Raw genomic sequence first — 24,274 nt, forward strand, 5'->3', positions numbered from 1 at the left:
TCATTCGCCGTTGAGCGCAACATTCGATGATGGTGAGAGGAGAGGCGTGGCGGGGAAACGTGGAACAGATTGGCGTGGGGTCGGCAGCATCAAGCTTTGCAAGCGCTGCTTTAAGGCGTTCGATCGTCGCCGGATTGGTCATGAAATCCTCCCTCGTCCCGGACCATGAGCCCGTCGCACATAGCCGCTCTTCTCGCTGTTGGTCTTCACCACTGGACTTGACTGTTGCTCCTGGCGCTCCTTGATAAAGCCAGAACGTCGCTGAGCCGCTTGTTCTCGGTGATCGCCGTCGCTGGGGCACCACCCGCTTCAACGACCCTGCGGATGTGCGCTTCGACATGCACGTCAATATCGTCATGCTGGAGCCGGGCGCGGTGATCCCCTTCATGGAAACCCATGTCATGGAGCATGGCCTCTATGTGGTGGAAGGCAAGGCCGTCTATCGCCTCAACTAGGACTGGGTGGAGGTCGAGGCCGGCGATTTCATGTGGGTGCGCGCCTTCTGCCCGCAGGCCTGCTACGCCGGTGGCCCCGGCCGCTTCCGTTACCTCCTCTACAAGGATGTCAACATATGAAGCTCTGGTAGGCAATATCGCACACCTGTCCGGTTGCTTGACAGCTCTTTCGAATGCCCGCATCGTCCCTCGATGCAGGATATGGATTCATGGCTGTCGGAGAAGAAAGAGATAAGCCGGAGAAACGCTGCCCAAGCGGTCTTCGAAGATGTCCGCACGGCCATTATCGATCGGAAACTGGCTCTCGGCACCCGTCTTCCCTCGGAGGTGCAGCTCGCCGAACGCTACGGCATCAGCCGGGCCATCGTGCGTGAGGCGCTTCGCTCGCTGCAGACGCTGGGGTTCACGCAAACCAGGACGGGGCGGGGCACTTTCGTCGTTTCGGAGAGCCCGGCGCGGCAGCTCGGCGGCGGCGCCTATTCCGCCCGCGATCTCATGGAGGCGCGCCCCTGCATCGAGATCCCGGCTGCCGGATGGGCCGCACTGCGGCGCTCGCACGCACAGCTGGCGTCGCTCTCATCCTTGTGCGACCGGATGGACGACGAGGAGGACGTCCAGACATGGGTGCGGATGGACGCGGAGTTTCATGGCGAAATCGCCGAAGCCTCGGGAAATGCGATCTTCCGGAAAGTCGTCGCCGATGTCCGCGGGGCACTTTCGACGCAGTCGGAACTGGTGGAGCATGTTCGCGGCCGGCGCAAAGCCTCCAACGCCGAGCACCGCCGGATTCTGGAGGCGATCGCCGCAGGCAGCGAGGCGGATGCGCGCGCCGCCATGGCGGAACACCTGCTGGAGGTAAAACGGTCCATCATCGGGATTGCCGATGAAAAGCGATCCGCGCTGAAGGTATGATTTCAATTTGCATCCGGAGATCCGGCTGCGCTGCCGATCGAATGCAAAGCGATGAACGATCTAGAAAACTGGCTATCCGACTCCGCGATCCTCAGCCGAAAAAGTGCCTCGGAACTGGTCTTCGAGGAGTTGCGCAATCTCATTCTTTCCGGCCGCTTTGCCGCCGGCTCCAAGCTGCCGTCGGAAGCGAAGCTCGCCGCAAAATACGGCGTGAGCCGCCCGATCGTGCGGGAAGCGCTACGCTCGCTGCAGATTTTGGGACTGACGGAGACGCGGACCGGGAGCGGAACCTATGTGCTCGCCGCCGCCGGCGACGGAGATATCCGTTACGGTGATTATTCGGCGCGGGATCTGATGGAGGCGCGCGCCTTCGTCGAGGTATCGGCTGCCGGCTGGGCGGCGCTACGCCGAACTGACGATGAGCTGTCCCGGTTGCTTCAGCTGTGCGACCGGATGGAGCAGGAAGAAGATACCGGGGCCTGGGTGCGCCTCGATTCGGATTTTCACGGGCTGATCGCCGAGGCATCGAAGAATGCCGTCTTCCGCGACATTGTCGATGACGTCCGCGAGGCGATGGCGCAGCAATCCGGCCTGCTGACTGCGTTTGGCCCACGGCGTGAGGAATCGAACGAAGAGCATCGCGCCATCGTCGAAGCCATCCGCAAAGGCGCGGAGGCCGAGGCCGAGGCGGCGCTGGAAATTCATCTCAAGAAGGTCGAGGCGGCGGTCAGCCGCATCATCGGCGCCGAGCCGCGCTAAGTCTGTCGCGCCTTGAACGAAAGCGTAAAGAAGCGACGTCATCCAGCCGCCAAAGACTGGCTTTCCACAGGCGGTGGATATGCATCCTGAGATAGCAGCAGGAAAATCCTTGACTGAAGGGTAGTTTTCCTTTTAATCGCCAAACCTGTCAGACCGCATAGCAGATTAACATCTTTATGGCATCTCGCGGAGGAGCGGCCTGGAGGTTGCCGACCGCGGATAGGGAGGAGAAGTGACAGTCATGCAATCCAACAGAAGCTCTGATGGCCAGGTCTTTGTCGAGGAGGAGCTCGGTTATCAAAAGGCGCTGAAGCCGCGGCAGATCCAGATGATCGCCATCGGCGGCGCCATCGGCACGGGGCTGTTTCTCGGCGCCGGCGGCCGGCTTGCCGCTGCCGGTCCAGCACTTGTGCTGGTCTATGCCTTGTGCGGCTTTTTCGCCTTCCTCGTTCTAAGAGCCCTCGGCGAACTGATCGTCCATCGCCCGACCTCGGGCTCGTTCGTCTCCTATGCCCGGGAATTTTACGGCGAAAAGCTCGCCTTCGCAGTCGGCTGGATGTATTGGCTGACCTGGGCGATGACGGCGGTCGCCGACGTCACTGCGGTCGCCCTCTACATGAATTTCTTCAAGGCCTATGTCCCGTGGATCGCCATGATCGACCAGTGGGTGTTCGCGTTCGCGGCGCTAGTCCTCGTCCTCTCGATGAACCTTCTGTCGGTGAAGGTCTTCGGCGAACTGGAGTTCTGGTTCAGCCTCGTCAAGGTCCTCGCCCTCCTCATCTTCCTGGTCGTCGGCGTTTACTTTGTCGTCACCGGCACGCCAATCGACGGCCATGTTCCGGGCGTGAACACGATCACCGATTTCGGCGGCATGTTCCCGAACAGCGTCCTGCCGGCGCTGGTGGTGATACAGGGCGTGGTTTTCGCCTATGCCTCGATCGAGCTGATCGGCACGGCCGCCGGTGAAACCGAAAATGCCCGCAAGGTCATGCCGCGGGCGATCCGCACGGTCGTTGTGCGCCTGGTGGTCTTCTATGTCGGCTCGGTCCTGCTGCTGTCGCTGCTGCTGCCCTACACCGCCTATAAGGGCGGCGAGAGCCCGTTCGTCACCTTCTTCGGCAAGATCGGCATCCAGGGTGCCGACGTCGTCATGAACCTCGTCGTGCTGACCGCCGTCCTGTCGTCGCTCAACGCCGGCCTCTATTCGACGGGCCGCATCCTGCATTCCATGGCCGTTTCCGGCTCGGCGCCGGCGGCGCTGGCGAAGATGAACCGCTCCGGCGTGCCCTATGTCGGCATTGCGGTGACGGCTGTCGTGACCGCCTTCGGCGTCGTCCTGAACGCCGTCGTTCCGGCAGAAGCCTTCGAGATCGGCCTGAATGTCGCCGCCCTCGGCATCATCGCGGCATGGGGCGTGATCGTGCTCTGCCAGCTCAAGCTGTGGCAGCTGTCGCGGCAAGGCAAGCTGGCACGGCCTGAATTCCGGATGTTCGGCGCGCCCTATACCGGCCTGCTGACCCTGGGCTTCCTCGCCGTCGTCGTGATCCTGATGGCTCTCGACTATCCGGTTGGAACCTACACGGTCGCTTCTCTGGCCCTGATCATTCCGGCGCTGGTGGTCGGCTGGCTCTTGATGCGTGAGCGCATCCACATGCTCGCCGCCGAACAGGGCGAGGATCGCGGCGGTTTCGATCTCGCCTGATACACCCAAGCTTTCTCCGGCGGCGCAGTCGCCGCCGGGGTGCGGCATGAATGGAGAGAGACATGAGTGAGGATTTCGTCGTCACCGATCGTGGCGGGATCGTCGAGAACAGGCACCGCGTCCACGCGGCGGTCGTCGATGCCAAGGGCAGGCTGCTCTACACGCTCGGAAATCCGGCGCGCCTGACGCTTGCCCGCTCCGCCGCCAAGCCGGCCCAGGCGCTTGCCATCCTGGAGACGGAGGGTGTCGAGCGTTTCGGCTTCGATGATGCGGATATTGCGCTGATGTGCGCGTCCCACAGCAGCGAAGAGCGGCATATCGCGCGCACGCGAACCATGCTGTCGAAGATCAAGGCCGAGGAGGCCGACCTTCGCTGCGGCGGCCATCCTTCGCTGTCGGAAACGGTCAACCGCGTCTGGATCAAGCAGGACTTTATCCCGACGGCAGTCTGCAGCAATTGTTCGGGCAAGCACGTCGGCATGCTTGCCGGCGCCCGGGCGATCGGAGCCGGCATGGAAGGCTACCACCTGCCGGATCATCCGATGCAGGGGAGGGTCAAGCGCACCGTCGCCGAACTCTGCGATCTGGATGCCGGGGACGTCGAATGGGGAACCGACGGATGCAATCTCCCGACCCCCGCTTTTCCCCTGGATCGCCTGGCGCGCATCTATGCCAAGCTTGCCTCGGCAGCAGATGGGAGCGATGCGGGTGAGGGGCAGTCGACGCGCGGCGCGGCGCTCGCCCACATCTTCCAGGCAATGGCGCGTCATCCTGACATGGTCGCGGGCGAGGGGCGCTACTGCACGGTGCTGATGCGCGCATTCGACGGCGCCCTCGTCGGCAAGCTCGGGGCCGATGCCAGCTATGCGATCGGCGTGCGGGCTTCGGGCGCAACCAAGCAATTGGGAGCGGACGGTGCGCTCGGCATCTCGGTCAAGATCGAGGACGGCAATCTTGAAATCCTTTACGCCGTCGTAACGGAGCTCCTCGAGCGGCTCGGCATCGGTTCGCCTGAGATCCGCAGCCGGCTCGCGCCGTTCCATCATCCCCGGCGCGTGAACACGATGGGTGTTACGACAGGCGCCGTGTCTTTTCCGTTCAAGCTGCGCGGATCGAAGCCGGACGGCGACGATCCTCGCCTTGCCGCCGTGGCACCATGACGTCTTCGGACGCGGCTATTCTGCCGCGTCTCCAGCCATTGTCTTCTTCAGCCTGCCGTCGCATTACATCCAACAGCGCCCCACTCGAAAGTTACTGCCATGACAACATCCGAAATGACGACTATCCGCGTTGAGCACGACCTGATCGGCGATCGCGACGTACCGGCCTCGGCCTATTACGGCGTGCATACGCTGCGCGCGGTCGAGAATTTTCCGATTACCGGCCAGACGCTGAAGGAATCGGCGGATCTGATCGCATCCCTGGCGGCGATCAAGCAGGCGGCGGCTCAGGCCAATTTTAGCCTCGGCCTGCTGGATCAGGAGCGGGCCGACGCCATCATCGCTGCCTGCATCGAAATCCGCGACGGGGCGCTGCACGACCATTTCGTCGTCGATCTGATCCAGGGCGGTGCGGGAACCTCGACCAACATGAACGCCAATGAGGTGATTGCCAACAGGGCCCTGGAAATCATGGGGCATCGCCGCGGCGACTACCAGCACCTGCATCCGAACGAGCACGTCAACCTCTCGCAATCCACTAATGACGTCTATCCGACGGCGCTGAAGCTCGCCGCATGGATCGGCGTTCATCGTCTGGTCGACGCCATGGCGATCCTGCGCCGCTCGTTCGAGGCCAAGGCGGTGGAGTTCGCCGACGTCCTGAAGATGGGCCGCACGCAGCTGCAGGACGCCGTGCCGATGACCCTCGGCCAGGAGTTCGGAACCTATGCGCTGATGCTGGAGGAGGACGAGGCGCGGCTTTCCGAAGCGGTCTCGCTGATCCGCGAGATCAATCTCGGCGCGACTGCGATCGGCACCGGCATCACCGCCCATCCTCGCTATGCGGCGCTGGTGCGCGAGCGCCTGTCCGAAATCGTCGGCGTCGATCTGGTGACGTCACCTGATCTGGTGGAGGCGACGCAGGATTGCGGCTCCTTCGTGCAGCTTTCGGGCGTTCTCAAGCGTGTGGCGGTCAAGCTTTCCAAGACCTGCAACGATCTGCGGCTGCTGTCCTCGGGGCCGCGCGCCGGCTTCAACGAGATCAATCTGCCGGCGCGCCAGGCCGGCTCCTCGATCATGCCCGGCAAGGTCAATCCTGTTATCCCGGAGGTCGTCAACCAGGTCGCCTTCGAAGTGATCGGCAATGACGTGACGATCACCATGGCGGCGGAGGCCGGCCAGTTGCAGCTGAACGCCTTCGAGCCGGTGATCTTCTACAGCCTCTATCGCAGCCTGAGCCATCTGACCAATGCCTGCCTGACGCTCGAGGCGAATTGCATTCGAGGCATTACCGCCAACCGCGAAAGGCTGCGGCACATGGTCGAGCAATCGATCGGCATCGTGACGGCATTGAACCCCTATATCGGCTATCGCAACGCCACCGAGGTTGCGCTGGAAGCGCATCATTCGGGACGAGGGGTCTACGAAATCCTTCTCGAACGCGGCCTGATGCAGAAGGAGCATCTCGATGCGGTGCTGCGCCCGGAAACGCTGACCCGGCCGAGCGAGAAGCTGTCCTTCTCGTAAGGCATGCGGCGCATTTTGCTTCCGGGCGACACTCATATGTGCGCGATCACGCCGCCTTTGCTTGCGGCTTGGCAGCCTTGACGTGGGTTACGCTGCGGCGGCCGTCGATGCTGACGGGAACGTCACCATCGACGGTGGCGCGGCGCACGACCCGGTGCTGGTCGCCATAATCGTTGACGGCATAGTGCTGGGTGGCGCGATTGTCCCAGATCGCCACGTCGCCGGCTCTCCAGCGCCAGCGCACGGTATTTTCCGGAGCGGTGACGTAGGACTGGAACACTTCGTAGAGTTTTACGGAGTCGCTCTTCGACAGGCCGACAAGGCGCTGAACGAAGTTGCCGAGCAACAGCGATCTTTCGCCGGTTTCCGGATGGACACGCACGACCGGATGCTCGGTCTCGTAGATGGTCGAGGTGAAAACCTCCTCGAAATGCTTCTTCTCCTCGGCGGTGGCGCGAGGGCGCACGGCAGCATAGTCATAGGCATTGCTGTGAATGGCCCATAAATTGTCCGCCAGCAGTTTCAGCGGCGCCGGCAGGCTTTCATATGCGGCATGGGTGTTGGACCAGATCGTGTCGCCGCCGGCCGCCGGAATGACGACGCCGCGAAGCACGGAGAATTTGGGATAGGCGTCGACGAAGGTGACGTCGGTGTGCCACTGGTCGGCTCTGCCGCCGCCGCGGCTGGAATCGAGATTGAGGATGGAAGCGGTGCCAGACACCGGCCCCTGGGTTGGATGCGGCACGAGATCGCCGAGGCGGCGCGCGAAAGCTTCCTGTTCGGAATCGTCAAGATGTCCCTGATCGCGGAAGAAGATGACCTTGTGCTTCAGCAGAAGCTGGTTGATGGCTGCCACCGTTGCATCCGAAAGCTCTCCGCCAAGGCGGATACCCTTGATTTCGGCACCAACACGGCCGGTCAGCGGGACGATATCGGACTCGGGAATGATCTGATTGACGAGAACCGGATTGCTCATGGAAATCTCCTGTTGATTTGGAAGAAGTCGGCAGGTCACATGCACCCAAGGATGCATCCATTGGGCGTTCAAAATCTCAGCGCTGAAGTCGACAGGGCTATGGAACCGCATAATCTACAAAATCTGTAGACAATAATTTCTAATTTTGCCTATTTTCGTGAAACAGCCGCTTCGATTTCCTCGCCTGGCGGGAGGCTGGCGGCCATTGCCGTTTCTCCGTATCTTCCGCCGGCGGCGCGGGATCGCCGAGCAACATCATGTTTGAGGCCGTAGGTCGGCGCCCGGAAAGGAACTTTCGATGGCAACAGTGAAACTTCTGTCGGATCAAGAGGCCGCAGCCATTCCGGCCGTGCAAGCCGTGTTCGACGACATCAGGGCGACACGCAAGACCGATTTCATCAACAATTTCTGGCGTGCCCTGGCAAACGACCCCGCAAACCTCAAGCGCGTATGGGAGACGCTCAAATCGGTCATGACGGTCGAAGGCGCCATCGATCCGTTGACGCGCGAGATGATCTACATAGCGGTATCGACGGCCAATGCCTGCCAGTACTGCATTCAATCCCACACCGCAGCCGCCCGAGCGCGGGGGATGAGCGATGCCCAGCATGGCGAACTCCTAACGATCATCGGGCTTGCCGCGCAGACAAACCATCTGGCTCTCGCCATGCAGGTTCCGCCCGATCCGGAATTCGAGGTGCGATAGGAACAACGGACGATTCGCATCAAGGCGTGCGACTGCTCGCCGCCAGGCGTACTTCCACCCGCGGCGAACGAAAGCGAAGATGGGGAACTCGGTTGTATCACTCTGCAGGTTGCCTGAGCGGGAGCGGCGCCACTGCTCGGTCTCCAGTGAGACTCTGCTGCCCCATGCCTACGATCAGTACTGCAGACAAGCTGGCTGCGACCGAAACCCAAAAACCATTGCTCGGGCCGTAAGTGTCGACCACCCAGCCGGAGACGAAGGCGCCGAGCGCCATGCCGATCCCAATGCCGGTCATAACCCAGGTCACACCTTCCGTCAGCATCGATTCCGGCACGCGGCGCTCGATGAGCCCGAAGGCGGTGATGAAGACGGGTGAGATGGCGATGCCGCTCACGAAGACTGCGAAGGCGAGGAACCAGACAGAACTGCTGGCGACAAGAAGTGGTAGAGCGGTGAGCGCAAGCACGCCGACAGCGATTAGCAGTTGGCGCTGGAGGGCCAGCTTGGGGTTTATTGCTCCGATTATGAGGCCAACCATGAAAGAGCCAATGGCATAAACGCCGATGACGAGGCTGGCAGCTTCAGGCCGTCCGAGCTCTTTGGTAATTGCAACAGCGCTGACCTCAGCCGTGGCGAAGGTAGAGCCGACAAAGACCAACGCGAGCGTGATAATCTGGACCGGGCGCAACCAGATTGCCGACCGATGGTTGGTGCCCATGTCGACCGGGCGCACTTTCGGTTCTGTTGACCGCTGCACGAGAAAGGCAAAACTGCCGAGCGCCATGAAGAGAGTACTCACGATCATGCCCGCCTCCGGAAACAGCGAGACGGCCAGGCCGACAGAAAGCGACGCGCCAGCGATATAGACAAGTTCGTCCGCAGCGGATTCAAAGGCGAAGGCTGTATTAAGCTCAGGTCTGTCGCGAAAGATCTCTGTCCAGCGGGCACGCAGCATTGCTGGAATACTGGGCATTGTTGCAGCAAAGAGTGCCGAGAGGAACAGCGTCCACGAAGGCCAATCCTGGTTTGCGGCCGCGATCAGCGTCCCGAATGCTAGCACCGAGATGACGGTGGTGGGGATCAGGACGGCCCGTTGGCCCAGCTGATCCACCTGCCGCGAAATCTGCGGGGAGATCACGGCGTTGGTCAGCGCAAAGGTCGCGGAGACAGCGCCGGCGAGCCAATATTCTCCATGAGTCTGAGAAAGCATGGCGACGATACCGATCGGCGCCATCGCTATTGGAAGGCGGGCGAAGAAACCTGCAGCGGAAAAGCTTTTGGTGCCGGGCGCGCGGAAAATTTCTACATATGGATTATGCATCGGCGTGTTCCGTGTTAGAGCTAACGCCACGTGCATACGTGACGTATGCAAATGTGTAATCAAATGCACGGCGTATGTCAATTAACATACGGTGCGTATGAGAATTGGTGATGGAGGACCTATGCGCAGGTCACGTAATGAAATGATTGCTGAGACTCGGGCTAAGCTCTTGGCTGCAGGCCGAAGAGCATTTGGTGCCTCTGGTTACGCCGAAGCTTCGATGGACGACTTTACAGGTGAAGCCGGACTGACGCGCGGCGCTCTTTATCATCACTTCGGCGACAAGAAGGGACTGTTCGCGGCGGTTGTAGCCGAGATCGACAGCGAGATGACGGCCCGACTGTGCGAGATCTCTTCTATGGCATCGACGCGCTGGCAGGGCTTCGTGGATGAGAATATTGGTTACGTCCTAATGGCGCTGGAGCCGGAACTTCAGCGCATCATGTTTCGTGATGGGCCGGCCGTCCTCGGTGATCCATCGCAGTGGCCGAATGCAAACGGCTGCATCGCCGCGGTTGCCCAAAGTCTCGAGATCTTGAAACAAGAAGGGGTCATCGTCGACATCGACCCTGAAGCCGGTGCTCGCCTGATCAACGCCGCGAGCAGCAGTGCGGCGCAATGGATCGCTAATGCCGAAAATCCGGATGCCATCGCGAAGCGGGCTGTAGAGAGTTTTCGAACCTTTTTGGAAGGCCTGCGCGCCAATAAGTTTGACTAAGCTGACGCTGTCGAATCGTTGGTGCACGGCAACGAACCCGCTATCGCCCGTTCGCTGGCATTGATCACCAAGTCATCTTTCGAAGCGAAGTTTCGATAAAAAACGCCATGGGTCAGTCGGCGTTTCTCATAATGTCGGCGAGGTCGATCCCTTCGAACTACACTCGCGCAGCAGGCGCGCCGCCGTCTCGATGACCGGCTGGCGATTTTACTCCATCTTGTCTCGCGTCACCTTCATTTCTGCTCACTTCATCGTTGGCAGGAACGACCTGCGATGTACCTTGTGGCCATCAAGACGTTCGCACGTCCGCAAACCAGACAGAAATCCGCTTGACATTTTCGATTACGGGTATCATCTAATATTAATGATTATGATCGTAATCTTTACGCCCTGTTTTTCCTCGAAGCCTGACGGCCACAAATTTCCATCTGGTGAGAACGCCCGGACCATGGGCTTCCAATGAAAGTCGCCTCAGGGTCGTCGCCTGAAGGCTGCACCAACCGCGTCATCATCCAAACAGGAGAAAACTATGAGCACGCGCGACATCGTCATTGGCTATCCGGTTCGCACCGCGATCGGCACCTATAATGGCACGCTGAAAGGTATTCCGGCCACTGAACTTGGCGCGATCGTCGTTCAGGAAACCTTGCGGCGCGCCGGCCTCGAAGCAGCCGAGGTTGGCACGATGGTCATGGGAAATGTCATCCAGGCAGGCAACCGAATGAACCCAGCGCGCCAGGCCGCAATCGGCGGCGGACTACCCGTCGAGGTGCCCGCGATGACCGTCAATCGGGTCTGCGGTTCAGGCGCGCAGGCGATCCTGACCGCTGCGCTGGAGATTGTTGCGGGCGACAGCGACGTGGCCATTGCCGGCGGAATGGAGAACATGGATCGCGCGCCCTATCTGATGGATGGGGGCCGCTGGGGCTATCGCATGGGCCCCGCCCAGATCCTCGACAGCATGTTGACCGACGGACTCAACGATGCCTTTTCCGGACAGCATTCGGGCTGGCACACCGAGGATCTCGTCGAGAAGATGCAGATCACGCGCGCCGATCAGGACGCCTTCGCTGCCCGGTCGCAGCAGAATTTCACCGCCGCGCGAGATGCTGGCCTGTTCGCCGGCGAGATCGTCGCGGTCGAGGTGAAAGGCCGCAAGGGTGCGGAAAGCTTCGCAACCGATGAGGCGCCACGCCCCGACACGACGGTCGAGTCGCTTGCCCGCTTGCGTCCGGCCTTTCGGCCCGAGGGTACGATCACCGCCGGCAACGCGCCGGGGCTGAACAGCGCCGCTGCGGCGATGATCGTCGCCGAGCGCGGCTTCGCCGAGGCAAAAGGCATCAAGCCGATCGGCCGGATAGCGGGCTATGGTGTCGCCGGCGTGGAGCCGGGCATGTTTGGGTTGGGTCCCGTTCCTGCGGTGCGTCAAGCATTGGCAAGAGCGCGCTGGAGCCTTTCCGACATCGAGCGCATCGAGATCAACGAAGCCTTCGCCGCCGTGCCGATCGCAGTCGCCCGTGAGCTCGGGCTGCCCGAGGATATCATAAATGTCGAGGGCGGCGCCATCGCCCATGGCCATCCAATCGGCGCAACCGGTGCCATCCTCGTCACGCGGCTCCTACATGCGATGAAGCGGGAAGGTCTGCGCCGCGGAGTCGTCACGCTCTGCATCGGGGGAGGCCAGGGCATCGCGCTCGCGCTCGAGACGTTATAGTCATTTCGAACCGGAAAGACACATTGCCCCCGGCAGCAGAGTTCGTCGCCTGGCGGCTGGGGGCTGCAACGATTATCAACTTTGCGGTATGCAACTTTAAATTGTCAAAGTGGCGTAATCTGTCTTATGGAACTAGAACGCGTTAAGCAAACGCAGCTGCATAACGCATTGAAAAATATTCGACAATATTGGTGCGTCTCCGCATCAACGCGCGAGCGTCAGCCAATCGCCGATGGTTGTCCCGAAACGTCGCATGGAACGTGTCGCGGGGATGGCCGGGTGCTCGGTTGCTATGGTCTTTCGGACCTCGCGCGGGCTGAGGCCGAATTCATGGCTGAAGGCGCGCGTGAAATTGGCTGCAACGTCGAAGCCGGCGGCCTCGGCAATCTCCGAGATCGGCCTGATGTCGGTTGGGTTGGTAAGGTCCGCATAGGCCTGCAGCAATCGACGTTTGCGAATGTAGTTGAAGACGCCCCCGCTTGTTTCGAACAATTGGTAGAGCCGCGTCCGCGAGATGCCCAGTGCACGGCACATGACGTCAGGCGTCAAACTATCTGAATGGAGATTGAGGTGAATATAGCGATGCGCCCGCTCCATCAGCCCCATATTGCTCTGTTCCTGACCGCGATCCAAACTTGTGGACGAGGCAGCGCATGCAACGACCATATCGCCGATCGTTCGTATGATCCGCGGCACCTCCTCCACCGTCAAATTGCTGAGGTTCGCTTCCAGGCCGTTGATGTAGCTGACGAGCAATTCGGCCAGGCTGCCGGAAAGGGCGATGTTGTTGGCGTTCTGCAGAAGAGAGGCATCACGGGTCAACAGTTCATAGGGCAGGAAGACGAGCACCGCGGCTGAATCGGTCATGCGCCCGCGGTAGGGATAACCAAGAGACCTGAAAAATATCTCACCCGGGCCGGTCTCTGTTACATGCCGATTGGCCTCGGTCCAGGCCCGGCCGCTGCGCAGTACGCCGACGTTCCAATGATCGATCGGGCTCGATCGCAGCATGGCCTGATCGCGAATATAGCTGCAGGCCTGCGTGCGCTGCTGGACGATGAGAATTTCGCCGAGATGCCAGCCGGTCTGTTCCGCAAGAAAACCGTCGTCCTCCGATTTTCCGTCCGGCAGATGAACGTCGACTAGCGGCGCCATGTGTGAGCGCCAGGACTGGAACTGTTCTTTCGGCGGCAGGTCTTGCGTCGAAAATCGCAAGGGCACCAGTGCAGGCGGAACGTCCGCCCGATGTTCTTTCTGCGGGGACGGTTCACGCGGCCAGCGTCGACGCTCCAGGTGGGCCGGCCATTCCTGTCCGGCAGCGGGCTTATCTCCAGACTCCGTAGCCATCCACTCCTCCACCACGTGCATAAGCTACTTATCATATTCCCTAACGAGCAGAAATGGACGGACCGATAATTTTCAGGATGCGGCGATAACGACAATTGCCTCCTGCTCCTGTATTTAAATAAGCAATGGTTAGTTCCGAAAGACGTTCGGAATTCCAAAATTCTCACTTGCCGGTGCGATGTAGTTTCAGAGCACTGTCACCGTGAAATGACGCTAATCAAAACAAAATATGCAAGCAGAGGAGGATAGCCGTGAACTATCGGGACCATAATCGTGCGCGCTTTGCGCGAGCATCGTCAGGCGCCAGAAAACTCCCACCGGCAATCGTGCGGGTTCCCCTGCTCACCTTCATGCGAGACGCTGCTGAGGCCGGCATCGGCCAATGAGAGCGCGCGAAGGGTTGCGCGCAGCCGAGGTCATCTGTGTCAATGCGTAATGACCCGGCGTGCGCAACCCTAACCATATCCACCCACTGGTGAATTCTGTAACGCTGCCCTTTCCATGGCAGAACGGAGGCTAAGATGACCACTGCATGTGATGAGAAACAAATCGAATTGAAGCCGATTTCGAACTGCAGACGAGAAGTCGAAGTCGCGATGGTGGAAATGCTCGTCAGCTTGCAGAAACGTGGATGGTCGGCTGCGGAATTGGCATTGGAGCTTGCAGATGCCTCCGAAGATCTCGTCATGCTGATCGCGACCAAGAAGCTTCGACCGCATTAATGCACGTCGCCCGGAAGTGAGGGGCGGTTCCGGGCTAACTAATGCGCATCGCATAAAGCAAGTTTCATGCGATGCGCATTAGAAAAGATCGTGGAATTATGCTGTTTCTGTCTCGATGAGAATGGCAGCAGTGTCGCGCCGCGCGGTGATTTCCATCACCCCATCCCGTCGGTCGCGGCGCCGCCGATGGCTTAACCATGTTTCCCTGCGCCGCATCGATGCGGTGCCAGACCTACCGTCGGCGGCGTTTCATCCGGAGCTGAACCGTTTCTGCCGCAGCTTTACGACCATCACTTGTCTATAATTTTCGATGCGCTAAATTACAAGAATGAGTTGCATCCGTTTGTGCCGGCTCGATGGGGACGGATGGCTGCAAAGCGATACCTTCGGATGCCAACATGATCTGGAACCATCGCATCACGCGCATCGTTGTCGGCCTGCTGTTGCTGACACTCGTGGCGGTCGTCTCATTGCCGACGATTACCGGCTTTACCAGCCTTGATGGCACGGTGAATGCGCGGTTTGCTGTCGTTAATGCCCCAATCGACGGCACGATTGCGGAAGAACCCCTCAAGGCCGGCAGCCCGGTCAAAGCGGGACAAGCCCTCGCAGAAATCAGAAATACGCGTGTCAATCGCGCAATCCTCGCTTCGCTCGAGGCAGATCGCAACACGGCGCTTGACCGCGTCGCCGCCCTTAAAAAGGAACGGGAGGAACTCACCGCCCTACGCGAGGAATTGTCTGCCAGATTGGAAGTCTACAAGCAGACCACCATTGCCAATCTCGAACGCGAAGTCGAAATTCTCAGGAAAAAAGTCGAAGTGTCGCAAGCCCAGGATCTGGTCGCGCAGGTCGACCTGAGCCGCCGGGTGCAGCTCGAGTCTAAGGGCATTCTGACGCAGAGGCTGGTTGATGCCGCGCGGGCAGCCGGGGCTGCGACCGGCGGCGAGGTCGAAATCAGCAACCTGACTGTCGATCAATTGGAACAGAGGCTCGATGCGGTTCGCCAGGGTATCTTTGTCTTCGGCGACGGACAGAATGACGTGCCCTATTCGCGGCAGCGCGAGGATGAGGTTGTCGTCCGCATCAACGACTTGAACTCGCGCATAGCGGAAAATGAGACACGAGCGACCGAAGTTCAAAAACAGCTGGTCAAAGAGGCAGACCGTGTCAACAGCCTTGAATCCGCAACGGCAACCGCGCCGTTCGATGGCGTTGTCTGGACCAGGAGTATCGTCAGCGGTTCGAACGTCGTGCTGAACGACGAGCTGATGCGCCTCCTCGATTGTCGAGAGCTGTTTGTGGATATCCTTGTTCCCGAGGTCAATTACGACGAGATCTACCCGGGACTTGTTGCGCAGGTGCGCTTGTTCGGCCGCAGCGATATCTTCAAGGGCACGGTCATTTCGGTCAGAGGCAATTCGGCTTCGGTCGAGGCCGATTCCTTTGCCGCCAGTTTGCCGCCGTCGACTCAACGCAATGCCCGCATTCGGGTCCGCCTCGATCCATCCTTCATGAATAACGACTTTGCCAACTCCTGCCAGGTAGGGCGCACAGTGCAGGTACGGTTTTCCAAACGCGGCATCAACCTGTCCAACTGGGTCAAAAGCCTGTGGTTCAGTATCTTGTAGCGCTGGTTCCGACCTTTGTCGTTTTGGCCTTCTTTTTCCTGGGGCCGTTCAATTGGTCGCGCGATCACAGCTGGACACGCGCGGTGACCTGCGCGTTCGTCGCAGCATTCGCATTGCGATACATGTTCTGGCGCTTGACGGAGACAGTGCTTCCCTATCCCAGTGACGGTCCGAGCATCTACTGGGTCTGGATCCTCTTCATCGTCGAGGTTCTGGCCTGCTTCGAAGTCATCCTTTTTCTTATATTGATGAGCCGCTATGTCGACCGGAGCGCCGAAGCGGACAGGCTCGGCCGTGTTTTCTTCGCGCGCGACAAGCGTGAGCTGCCGACCGTCGATGTTTTCATTCCCACCTATAACGAGCCGCTCGACGTGCTCGAGCGAACCATCATCGGTGCCCGCTCGCTGGATTATCCTGCCGACAAACTGAATGTGTATGTGCTTGACGATCAACGCCGCGACTGGCTGAAGGCCTATTGCGAGGAAAAGAACGTCATCCACGTCACGCGCGGCGACAACAGCCATGCCAAAGCAGGCAATATGAACAATGGGCTAAAGGTCAGCTCGGGCGAGTTTATTGCGATCTTCGACGCCGATTTTGTTCCCTATCGACATTTCCTTCGCCGGACGCTGCCCTTCTTTTCCGATGAAAGCATCGGCATCGTTCAGACACCTCAACATTTCTTCAATGTCGATCCGGTGCAATCAAACCTCGGCCTGGAGAATATCTGGCCGGACGAGCAGCGCTTGTTCTTCGACGAGATCGCGCCCAGCCGAGACGCCTGGGACGTCAGTTTCTGCTGCGGGTCATGCTCGATCGCCCGCCGCAAGGCGATCGACGCAATAGGCGGATTTCCGACGGAGTCGATCACGGAAGACCTGCTGACCACTCTTTCGATGCTCAACAAGGGCTACAAGACCCGCTATCTGAACGAGCGGCTATCGATGGGACTGGCCGCCGAAAACCTGACCGGCTATTTTGTGCAGCGCGAACGGTGGTGTCAGGGGGGTATTCAAACCCTCTACCTGTACAACGGCCCTCTGCGCGGCCCGGGATTGACGCTCTTTCAACGGATCATGTTCCTGCCGGCATCATGGCTGGTGCAGTATCTGGTCCGCTTCACGATCTTGCTCGTCCCCATCGTCTATCTCTGGTTCGGCCTGCTCCCGCTCTATTTCACCGATATAGCCGATTATGTCTCGCATCAGGTGCCGCTGCTGGCGGCGTATTTTCTGCTTATGCTGTGGATCACGCCGACACGCTATCTGCCGGTGGTTTCCAGCGCCGTCGGGACCTTTGCGACATTCCGCATGTTGCCGACCGTGGTCTCCAGCCTGGTGAGACCGTTTGGCAAGCCGTTCAGGGTGACGCCAAAGGGCAGTGGCAACGAGGCGAACCAGTTTGACCGCTACAGCTTCGCCTGGATCGCAAGCATAATGACGATCACCGTCCTCGGTCTGCTGCTCAACATCGTACCGGAAACGTCGCATGTACAAGGCCAGTTTTCGCCGGTTGCGGCCTGCTGGTCAGGGATCAATATCCTCGTCCTGCTCATCGCGTCGCTCATCTGCTTCGAGAAACCCCGGCGGCTGTTTCATGCGTTCAAGCTCGATGAACCCGCTGTCGTAGACGATGTCCCCGGCCAAATCGTCAGCCTGGCACTGGACAAGGCGGTCGTTGCAGTCCCCAGCATGGCCAGATTTCAATCCAAATCGGTGACGCTGAAATTCGCCGGCTTCGCCCCGATCCAAGCAGAGCTGCGACAGGTCACCCAACGACGGAGTAGCATCAGTCGCAGCGGCGACAAGCAAGCCTATTACCTGCACCTCTATTTCGAACTCAGCGGCGCAGCGCGCGACAGCATGATTATCAAACTCTACACCGGCCGATATTCGCGGGACATTCGCGACATCGACAAGGTTGCCGTCTCCATCAATCTGCTGTTGCGGTCATTCGGGCGAACGCGCACGTTGTAGCGCGGCTCATGAGAGCGTTCGTGCCGTCTTTACTCAGCGCGTAGACGCCTGGCCACATTCATAAGCGTGCTATCGCCGCTCCTTACGCCCAATAGGGAAAGCGAACCGTTTCCCGCGCAATTGGCAATTGGAAAGGCCAACTGTGGGCAGCCGCTGAGGCCCGAGAGACACAGAAGCTTGATACAGGCGGAACGAAATGCGGCAAGACTTTCCGGTTCGGCATCGCGATTTGGCGGGCTCATGGCCAAGGTCGGAAGAGCGAGGACGAGATTTGCGCCGAGCAATCGGTCGATCTCTTGGGAAAAGTGCTTGGCAATCGCACGCGCCTCGCGCACTTGCCCGTCGTCGAGGCGAGATCCTGACAAAAGCCGCGCGGCAATGTCGGGCGCAATGGCCTCCGGAGCCTGCTCGACGAGCGTTTTATTGCTTTCCCAGGCCTCGCTTTGGAGGATGATGGTGAACGCCAAAGCAAGATCCGCGAGGCTGAACGAGGAGATCGCACCTGTCCTGCGGATAGGCATGGCCGCCGATCGGAGACTGGCGACCATTTTGTCGGCGACGCTGCTGTCGATGGTTTCGAAGATATCCTCGGCAATGACAATAGATTGGGGTTGGTCATTTGCCGCTGGCGTGCCGACGGCGCTCATGACCTCGGACATTGCTTCCAGGCTTCTCGTCACGAAGCCCGGCGCATCGAAGCTTGGCGCCAGCGGACGCAATGCCCTGTCGTCGAGGCTTCCATGGGTCGGCCGCCAGCCGATGAGGCCATTGACGGCGGCAGGCAGCCGGATGGAGCCGGATGTGTCGGTTCCAAGGCCGATATCCGCAAGGTCAGCGGCGACCGCGACGGCTGAGCCCGACGACGATCCGCCGGGAATGAGGGTGGGATCGCGTGGATTGATCGGCATCCCGAAATGGATGTTGCCGCCGATCAGCGAATAGGCAAGCTCGTCCGTTTTGGTTTTGCCGACGAAACAGGCGCCGGCATCGAGAAGTTTCTGGACCAGGGGCGCCGTCAATGGCTTGATGCCGGAGGCGGCGAGCACCGCGGCACTACCGGCCGCGGTCGGATATCCGGCAACATCGAAAAGGTCCTTGACCGCCAGGCGCAAGTGGGAAAGCGGACCGGTTGCCGCGTGCCCGACATCTGCATCCGGATAGGGCATGAATGCATTCCACCGATCCTGCATTTGCCCCGGCTCCCTAAATCTTCAGATGCTGCAGCACACGAGCGCGGCTCTCTGGACGATTGAGGTTTTCGTCTTCGATTGCCCCGAGTTTGAGAATCGCCCAGCGGTCCGCCACCGAAAGGGCGAAATCCAGGTTCTGTTCGACCAGCAGGATGGTCGTGCCGCGTTTCTCGCGGTCGTCCCTCAACGCCTTGGCGATGTTCTGGACGACGGAGGGCTGCAGGCCTTCGGAGATTTCGTCGATCAGCAGCAGCTTTGGCTGCAGCATCAGCGCCCGGGCGAGGATCAGCATCTTCTGCTCCCCGCCCGAAAGCGTGCCGGCCTTCTGCGCCAGCCGGTCCTTCAGGAACGGGAAATAGCCGTAGACCCGCTCCAGGGCGGGTGCCAGATCCCGATCGCCTTTAAGCGCCAGGCGCAGATTGTCGCGGATCGAGAGATCCTGGAACAGCGGCAGTTCCTGAGGGGCATAGCCAATGCCGGAAGCGATCAGCTCGGCGGGCTTTCTGTCGGTGATAGGGGCACCATCGACCTCGATCTTGCCTTTGCCGACACGCAAGAAGCCGAGGATCGTCTTCAGCAGCGTGGTTTTGCCCATGCCGTTTTTCCCCATGAGGGTGAAGATCTCGCCGGGCCGGATGGCGAGCGACACGCCGTTGACGACATCGACCGCGCCATATCCGCTCGATACGCCGCTGAGCTTGAGTTTGAACGCCTCAGCCATGAGCGCCTCCTGCGTAGATGGTGCGAACCGTTTCGGAATTGACCACGTCATTCACCGTGCCGTCGAGAACGAGCTTGCCCTGGTGAAGGACCACGATGCGGCTCGATATTTCGCGCACGAAATCCAGATCGTGTTCGACCAGGATGGCGGCGAAACCCATCTGGTCCGTCAGCTTTTTGAGTATGGTGCCGATGGTCATGCGCTCGGTCTTGGTAAGACCCGCGGTCGGCTCGTCGAGAAGAATGATGCGTGGCTCCAGAGCGACGACCATCGCCAGTTCGAGAGCCTGCCTTTGACCATGCGACAGCAGCGAGACCGGCTTTTCCAGCATATCGGCCATGCCGGTCAGCGTCAGGATTTCGGCCGCCGCTGCCGGCAGCATGATCTCGGCAGCCGATCGCATCGGGTTGGGTCTCTCGCGGCTGAGACGCGCCATCTTCAGGCATTCGCCGACGGTCATGCTGTCGAAGATGCTGGCGACCTGGAATTTGCGGCCGACGCCGAGCGCGACGATCCGTTCGGGTGCACAACCGGCGATATTCGTGCCGATGATATCCACTTGACCTTCGATCTGCTCGGTACCGTCCGACAGACAACGCATCAGCGTGGTCTTGCCGGCTCCGTTCGGGCCGACCAGGCTGACCAGTTCTCCAGCGCCGATCTCAAGGTCGATGCCCTTGAGGACGGAGAGGCTGCCATAGGACTTGCCGAGACCGCGGATCGACAGAAGGCTGTTGCCTGCCGAGGCAGCCTCCTTGGCGACGATGCGAGTGGGTAAGGACGTCAGTGAGCTGCTGGAGTTTGCGGACTGCAGGAAACGCGTCACAAGCGAGGCTAGGCCGCCCGGCAAAAGGATGATCATGATGACGAAGAGCGCACCGACGATCAATTGCCAGAGGAAGGGCAGATCGCCCGAAAGACTGGCGCTCAGATAATCGATGCCGATTGCACCGAACAAGGGCCCGATAATCGTTCCCCGGCCACCGAGCGCCGTCCAGACGACGAGTTCGGTTCCGAAAACGAAACCGGTATTCTCTGGCGCGACGACACCGGACGCGTTGGCATAAAGGAAGCCCGCCAAGCCGCATACGCCGGCGAGAACGCCGGTCAGGACGATTTTTAAGCGGGCCGGGTTCATGCCGAGATAGGCGACGCGGGCTTCATTGTCGCGGATGGCGATGAGCAGACGGCCGGCGTCCGAGCGGACAAAGACGATGGCAAGAGCGGCCAGCACCAGCAGGCAGGCGCCCGCCAGGCGGAAATAGCCGGGAAGCCCGAGCGGGAGGGTTTCGTAACCGACAAGGCCGCTCGACGAACCGGTCCAGGTGCCGCCGGAAAAGACGAGTTGGGTGACGACGATCGGCACCACCAGCGAGATCACGGTGGCATAGAGCGGTGTCGATCCGTGATAGAACGACAGCCAGCCGACGGCGAGGCCAAGCAGGAGCGGAACGAAGATGGCGGCGGCAAGAGCGACGATGAAAAGGCCAGGGCTTGCGCCGACATGCGTGAGAACCATGGCCGTGGCATAGGCGCCGACGCCGAAAAATGCCGCCTGCCCGAAGGTGAGAACGCCTGTATAGCCCCAGAGCAAGTCGACGGTGATCGCCAGCATGGCGTAAATCATCGAACGCGTCAGCACGTTGAGGCCGAAGCGGCCGAGAAACATCGGTCCGAAGACGATCAGCAGGAGAGCTGCGAGCGCCAACGCCAGAAGCAGGACAAGCCGGAGTTTCGATCGATTAGGCACGGGCAAATCCTTTCGGACGTATGCGCAGTGTGACGGCGCAGAGGACGGCCACGGTGATGCCGCCGAGAATCGGACTGAGATAGATGCTGACGAGCACCTGAGCGGCCCCGAAGATGAGGCAGGCGGCGGCAAGCGCGGCAAAGGAAGAGCCTGCGACCATCACCAGCATGAAGGCGCCGGTCAGCCAGGCGACGCCCATATTGGGATCGACGCTGGTCAGCGGCGCGAGCAGCACGCCGGCAAGGGCCGCAAGGCCAGTGCCGATCATGAAGGTCGCGAGCCGCACTTTTTCGGTATCGATACCGAGTCCGCGCGCCAGCGTTTCGTTCATGATGACTGCCCGGGCTGAAAGACCAAGCCTTGTGCCATCGAGCAGCAAGGTGAAGCCGAGACCCAGGGCGAGCGCCGCGACGATGGCGAAAAGACGATAGGACGAGTAGCCGGTGCCGAGGAGATCGAAGGTGCCGGGCAAGAGCGCCGGCGTGAACTGCACGTCACGGCCAAACCAGAGCGTGATCAGCTGGCCGATGACGATGCCAAGGCCCCAGGTTGCAAGAATGGCATCGAGCGGGCGGCGATAGAGCGGCCGTACGATGAACCGTTCGGCAACACCGCCGAGGATCGCTCCGACCAGGAAGGCGAAGGGAATGGCAAGCCAAGGATTGAGGCCGAACCCGCTGACCACGACAGCGCAGTAAGCCCCGATCGTCAGCCATGCGCCATGCGCGAAATTGATGATCTTCAGCACGCCGAAGATCGCGAGCAGCCCGGCGGCAACGATGAAGAGAATGGCCGCAGTGCTGACGATATCGAGAAAGAGCGTCATTTCTAGAACTCCGATGCTGGAGGCGGGGCGCCTGCCCCGCCACGCTGGTTTCAGAGATTCGGGCACTGATCGCCGGGATCGACGTCCTTGAAGCTATCGACGACCGCTACGCTGCCGTCGTCCCTCACCTGCCCAAGATACATAGTCAGCGGCGCATGGTGCTGCTTGTTCATCGAGATCTTGCCGCGCGGACCGGTGAAGGAGACGTCGGGAAGGGCTTTGAGCACGTCCGCCGTATCGGTGCTGCCGGCCTTCTCGACGGCTGCCTTGTAAAGGTAGATCGCCTCATATTGCGGCACGGAAAGGTCGTTCGGCGTGCGCAGTTCCTTGCCGAACTTCTTTTCCATGGCCGAGAGAAAGGCCTTGTTCTCGGGGCTATCGATGCCGGTGACGTAGGATGCGGAGAGAAAGATGTCCTTGGCATCCGCGCCCATGCTCTTGGCGGTGCCTTCGTCGACCGCGAGATTGCCGTAAGGCAGGGTGACGCCAGATGAGCGCAGCTGCTTGGTCAAGGTCACGTTCGGTGCGCCGCCGGCCGTTGAGGTGATGATGGCATCGGCGCCGGAGGAGCGGACCTTGGAAATGATGGCCGTCCAGTCGCTGCCGTCCATCGGCAGATATTCTTCGCCGACGACCGCTCCGCCGGCTTTTTCGATATAGGCCTTGGCGAAGGTCAGCATGCCGCGCCCGAAGGCATAATCCGATCCGATCAGGAAGAACTTCTTTGCACCCTGTTTGCCGATGAAATTGTCGACGACAGGCGGCACCTGCTGTTCTGGAACCCAGGCATCGACGAAAAGATTGGCGTTGCAGGATTTGCCTTCGTAGAACGACGTGTAGATGTATGGCACGTCACCCTTGGAAACGATCGGCAGGCCGGCATTGCGCGCAGCGCTCGTCTCCATGGAAATGATGACGTTGACCTCCTTCTGGAAAACCAGGGAATCGAAGGCCTTTTGCGCGCCGGCAGCACCTGACGCGTCGTCGGCGATCTCGAGTTCCAATGGCCGCCTGAGAACGCCGCCTTTGGCATTGATTTCTTCAACGGCGAGTTCCGCAGCCTGGACGACGGACGGCGCAACCACGCTGTTTGCGCCCGATAGCCCGACCGGCACGCCGATCTTGATTGGATCCTCGGCGAAAGCTGCCGTGGCGAATGCCGCGGATGCCAGTGTCAGGATGATGGTTTTCATTTGCATTTTGTTCCCCTTTCTTGAGTGGGTCGATGTTACCCGTAGACATCGGCTCGGCGATCGCCGAGCAGATGGTTGAAGCTGTTGAGCGTGCGGGTCTCCGTCACGCTCGACAGATCGATTTGCGCAAGGAGGATTTCCTCGCGATCGGCACTGGCCGGACCGGATATCGGCCAGCCTTGCGGGCCGACGATAAGGCTGCGGCCAATGAAGGACTGGCCGCGCTCGACGCCGATCCGGTCGGCGCAGGCGATGTAAAGACCATTGGTATGGGCGGCCGCCTTGTGCAGGATATTCGCCATCGGTTCGGCCGCACTTTCCGCACTCGCCATCGGCACCCAGTTGGTGGGCACGCAGACCAGTTCCGCGCCGGCCAGCGCCAACTCGCGAAATGTTTCCGGAAACCAGCCATCGTAGCAGATGGCGATGCCGATGCGGCCGAAGGGCAGGTCGAATACCGGCAGCCCAAGATCACCTTTTTCGAAGAGACGGTTTTCGTTGTTCCACAGATGGAGCTTGCGGTATTTGCCGATATATCCCTCGGGACCGCAGAGGAGAGCGCTGTTGTAAAACCGGTCGCCATCCTGCTCGGCAATGCCGCTGACGAGGTAAAGGCCAAGCTCCTCGGCAAGGCGGCGGAGCGTCTCGGCACTCGGGCCGCCGGGCACCGGGCCGGCCAATGCGGCAACCTCTTCGCTGTCACGGAAGCTGTAGCCGCTATCGGCGAGTTCCGGCAGAACGACGATCTCCGCGCCCTTGGCCTTCGCCGCTCTCGCCAACCGCTCTATGGCCGCAAGATTATGGCCGCGATCACCGACGATCGGTTCGAACTGGACGGTTGCGACGGTTACCGTCCGCGCGGTTGAGGTCTTGACGCTCAATCTAGTCTCCAAACGCAAAAAACCTCTGGCACGGAATTCAATCCGTGGACCAGAGGCTACATAGCCATGATGTGAATGCGGCAGCCC

20 protein-coding genes and 2 pseudogenes are annotated in these 24,274 nt (G+C 60.4%); 12 read left to right on the forward strand and 10 right to left on the reverse strand.

Going from position 1 to position 24,274, the window contains the following annotated elements; genetic code table 11:
- Positions 1 to 79 precede the first annotated feature (79 nt).
- A pseudogene (locus N2597_RS30145) lies at positions 80 to 287 on the reverse strand (ISNCY family transposase); the annotation flags it as partial.
- 3 nt (positions 288 to 290) lie between these two features.
- Between N2597_RS30145 and N2597_RS30150 the strand changes: the two are divergent.
- The 6 genes and pseudogenes from N2597_RS30150 to aspA all read left to right on the forward strand — a co-directional run.
- A pseudogene (locus N2597_RS30150) lies at positions 291 to 575 on the forward strand (cupin domain-containing protein); the annotation flags it as partial.
- Between the two features lie 72 nt (positions 576 to 647).
- Positions 648 to 1,367: a FadR/GntR family transcriptional regulator gene (locus N2597_RS30155; RefSeq protein ID WP_077989771.1), complete on the forward strand. Its 720-nt coding sequence runs from the start codon at positions 648 to 650 to the stop codon at positions 1,365 to 1,367.
- Positions 1,368 to 1,418: 51 nt separating this feature from the next.
- A complete protein-coding gene (locus tag N2597_RS30160) occupies positions 1,419 to 2,126 on the forward strand; it encodes a FadR/GntR family transcriptional regulator (RefSeq protein ID WP_183598114.1) in 708 nt (235 codons plus the stop codon).
- A 232-nt stretch (positions 2,127 to 2,358) separates the two neighbouring features.
- A complete protein-coding gene (locus tag N2597_RS30165) occupies positions 2,359 to 3,828 on the forward strand; it encodes an amino acid permease (RefSeq protein ID WP_406549661.1) in 1,470 nt (489 codons plus the stop codon).
- 62 nt (positions 3,829 to 3,890) lie between these two features.
- On the forward strand, positions 3,891 to 4,988 hold the full coding sequence (locus tag N2597_RS30170) for an asparaginase (RefSeq protein ID WP_183598118.1): 1,098 nt from the start codon (positions 3,891 to 3,893) through the stop codon (positions 4,986 to 4,988).
- Positions 4,989 to 5,087: 99 nt separating this feature from the next.
- Positions 5,088 to 6,515 carry an aspartate ammonia-lyase gene (gene aspA / locus N2597_RS30175; protein WP_183598120.1) on the forward strand — a complete coding sequence of 476 codons (1,428 nt, stop codon included), beginning with the start codon at positions 5,088 to 5,090 and terminating at the stop codon, positions 6,513 to 6,515.
- A 46-nt stretch (positions 6,516 to 6,561) separates the two neighbouring features.
- Here the strand turns inward: aspA and N2597_RS30180 are convergent, their stop codons facing one another.
- Positions 6,562 to 7,491: a TauD/TfdA dioxygenase family protein gene (locus N2597_RS30180; RefSeq protein ID WP_096763553.1), complete on the reverse strand. Its 930-nt coding sequence runs from the start codon at positions 7,489 to 7,491 to the stop codon at positions 6,562 to 6,564.
- A gap of 298 nt (positions 7,492 to 7,789) precedes the next feature.
- Between N2597_RS30180 and N2597_RS30185 the strand changes: the two genes are divergently transcribed.
- Positions 7,790 to 8,197, forward strand: a complete 408-nt coding sequence (locus N2597_RS30185) for a carboxymuconolactone decarboxylase family protein (RefSeq protein ID WP_096763554.1) — start codon at positions 7,790 to 7,792, stop codon at positions 8,195 to 8,197.
- A 97-nt stretch (positions 8,198 to 8,294) separates the two neighbouring features.
- On the opposite strand, the gene N2597_RS30190 is transcribed toward N2597_RS30185, so the two are convergent.
- Positions 8,295 to 9,518 (reverse strand): MFS transporter, encoded by a 1,224-nt coding sequence (locus tag N2597_RS30190; protein ID WP_183598122.1) that lies wholly within the window; start codon positions 9,516 to 9,518, stop codon positions 8,295 to 8,297.
- Between the two features lie 121 nt (positions 9,519 to 9,639).
- Here N2597_RS30190 and N2597_RS30195 point away from each other — a divergent pair, with 121 nt between their 5' ends.
- On the forward strand, positions 9,640 to 10,236 hold the full coding sequence (locus tag N2597_RS30195) for a TetR/AcrR family transcriptional regulator (RefSeq protein ID WP_183598125.1): 597 nt from the start codon (positions 9,640 to 9,642) through the stop codon (positions 10,234 to 10,236).
- Positions 10,237 to 10,765: 529 nt separating this feature from the next.
- Entirely contained in the window at positions 10,766 to 11,950 is a 1,185-nt protein-coding gene (locus N2597_RS30200) for a thiolase family protein (protein WP_183598127.1), read from the forward strand.
- Positions 11,951 to 12,154: 204 nt separating this feature from the next.
- Here N2597_RS30200 and N2597_RS30205 read toward each other — a convergent pair whose 3' ends face one another.
- The gene (locus N2597_RS30205; protein WP_096763557.1) at positions 12,155 to 13,297 is read right to left on the reverse strand and encodes an AraC family transcriptional regulator; all 1,143 of its coding nucleotides are present in this window, start codon (positions 13,295 to 13,297) and stop codon (positions 12,155 to 12,157) included.
- Positions 13,298 to 13,818: 521 nt separating this feature from the next.
- Here N2597_RS30205 and N2597_RS30210 point away from each other — a divergent pair.
- From N2597_RS30210 to N2597_RS30220, 3 genes are all read left to right on the forward strand, one after another.
- Positions 13,819 to 14,019 (forward strand): hypothetical protein, encoded by a 201-nt coding sequence (locus N2597_RS30210; protein ID WP_010041391.1) that lies wholly within the window; start codon positions 13,819 to 13,821, stop codon positions 14,017 to 14,019.
- Positions 14,020 to 14,417: 398 nt separating this feature from the next.
- Positions 14,418 to 15,650 carry an HlyD family secretion protein gene (locus N2597_RS30215; RefSeq protein ID WP_040141265.1) on the forward strand — a complete coding sequence of 411 codons (1,233 nt, stop codon included), beginning with the start codon at positions 14,418 to 14,420 and terminating at the stop codon, positions 15,648 to 15,650.
- A complete protein-coding gene (locus N2597_RS30220) occupies positions 15,632 to 17,626 on the forward strand; it encodes a glycosyltransferase (RefSeq protein ID WP_040111533.1) in 1,995 nt (664 codons plus the stop codon). Before N2597_RS30215 ends, N2597_RS30220 begins: the two co-directional genes overlap by 19 nt.
- A 29-nt stretch (positions 17,627 to 17,655) precedes the next feature.
- On the opposite strand, the gene N2597_RS30225 is transcribed toward N2597_RS30220, so the two are convergent.
- From N2597_RS30225 to N2597_RS30250, 6 genes are read right to left on the reverse strand one after another with little or no spacing between them, the layout of a single operon-like run.
- Positions 17,656 to 18,816 (reverse strand): amidase family protein, encoded by a 1,161-nt coding sequence (locus N2597_RS30225; RefSeq protein WP_183598129.1) that lies wholly within the window; start codon positions 18,814 to 18,816, stop codon positions 17,656 to 17,658.
- Positions 18,817 to 18,829: 13 nt separating this feature from the next.
- A complete protein-coding gene (locus N2597_RS30230) occupies positions 18,830 to 19,537 on the reverse strand; it encodes an ABC transporter ATP-binding protein (protein ID WP_077989622.1) in 708 nt (235 codons plus the stop codon).
- Positions 19,530 to 21,293: a branched-chain amino acid ABC transporter ATP-binding protein/permease gene (locus N2597_RS30235; RefSeq protein ID WP_183598131.1), complete on the reverse strand. Its 1,764-nt coding sequence runs from the start codon at positions 21,291 to 21,293 to the stop codon at positions 19,530 to 19,532. Before N2597_RS30235 ends, N2597_RS30230 begins: the two co-directional genes overlap by 8 nt.
- Positions 21,280 to 22,113, reverse strand: a complete 834-nt coding sequence (locus N2597_RS30240; protein WP_077989620.1) for a branched-chain amino acid ABC transporter permease — start codon at positions 22,111 to 22,113, stop codon at positions 21,280 to 21,282. The genes N2597_RS30235 and N2597_RS30240 overlap by 14 nt, the downstream gene beginning before the upstream one ends.
- A 50-nt stretch (positions 22,114 to 22,163) precedes the next feature.
- On the reverse strand, positions 22,164 to 23,312 hold the full coding sequence (locus tag N2597_RS30245) for a substrate-binding protein (RefSeq protein WP_183598133.1): 1,149 nt from the start codon (positions 23,310 to 23,312) through the stop codon (positions 22,164 to 22,166).
- 29 nt (positions 23,313 to 23,341) lie between these two features.
- Entirely contained in the window at positions 23,342 to 24,187 is an 846-nt protein-coding gene (locus N2597_RS30250) for a nitrilase family protein (protein ID WP_183598135.1), read from the reverse strand.
- Positions 24,188 to 24,274: the final 87 nt, after the last annotated feature.

The sequence above is a fragment of the Rhizobium sophoriradicis genome (assembly GCF_025200795.1).
Lineage (GTDB): Bacteria > Pseudomonadota > Alphaproteobacteria > Rhizobiales > Rhizobiaceae > Rhizobium > Rhizobium sophoriradicis.